This window comes from Arthrobacter sp. MDT2-34-1 (assembly GCF_059091365.1).
Map to the genome: position 1 here is coordinate 1 of NZ_JBNHGO010000157.1, position 423 is coordinate 423.

A 423-nucleotide genomic window follows, 5' to 3' on the forward strand; every position below is an offset into this window, starting at 1 on the left:
AACGACTCCCTGTCAAGGCAGGAGCCGCAGGTCAAAGGGCGGTCGTGGGCGTTTCAGAAGTCGCGGCAGCAGCGCAGGCTCAGGGCTTGCGGGGCACGATGTAGGTGCTGCCGTCAGCCCTCCTGACGGTTTCCCACTGCTGCTCGGTTTCCTCCTGCTGGCTGTGCAGCAGCTCCTTGTTTTCCTCGGTCATGGCATGATCCAGCGAACTGGACTGCGCCGGCCCGAAAATGAACCGGGCCTTGCCGGTCACGCGCATAAATTTGGAGGCAAAGCTCTCACTGTGGGCCATGGAAGAATCCCTTTCCTTGGTGTTCCGCACATCTAATCGTACGCTAAACATTAGGGCACGAAATGATACGCAGGGACAATGCCCGGAAAGGCGGACGAGACATGACTGTTCAACAAGACGAGGACCTGCTT

The 423-nt window shown here is 58.4% G+C and carries 1 protein-coding gene; it reads right to left on the reverse strand.

Annotated features, from left to right (window positions below; genetic code table 11):
- Positions 1 to 79 precede the first annotated feature (79 nt).
- The gene (locus AC5RVV_RS18155) at positions 80 to 292 is read right to left on the reverse strand and encodes a hypothetical protein (RefSeq protein WP_494002731.1); all 213 of its coding nucleotides are present in this window, start codon (positions 290 to 292) and stop codon (positions 80 to 82) included.
- Between the last annotated feature and the right edge of the window lie 131 nt (positions 293 to 423).

Bases quoted from the DNA above. Each gene is read 5' to 3' on its own strand.
- AC5RVV_RS18155 (WP_494002731.1), bottom strand. From the start codon at position 292: ATGGCCCACAGTGAGAGCTTTGCCTCCAAATTTATGCGCGTGACCGGC.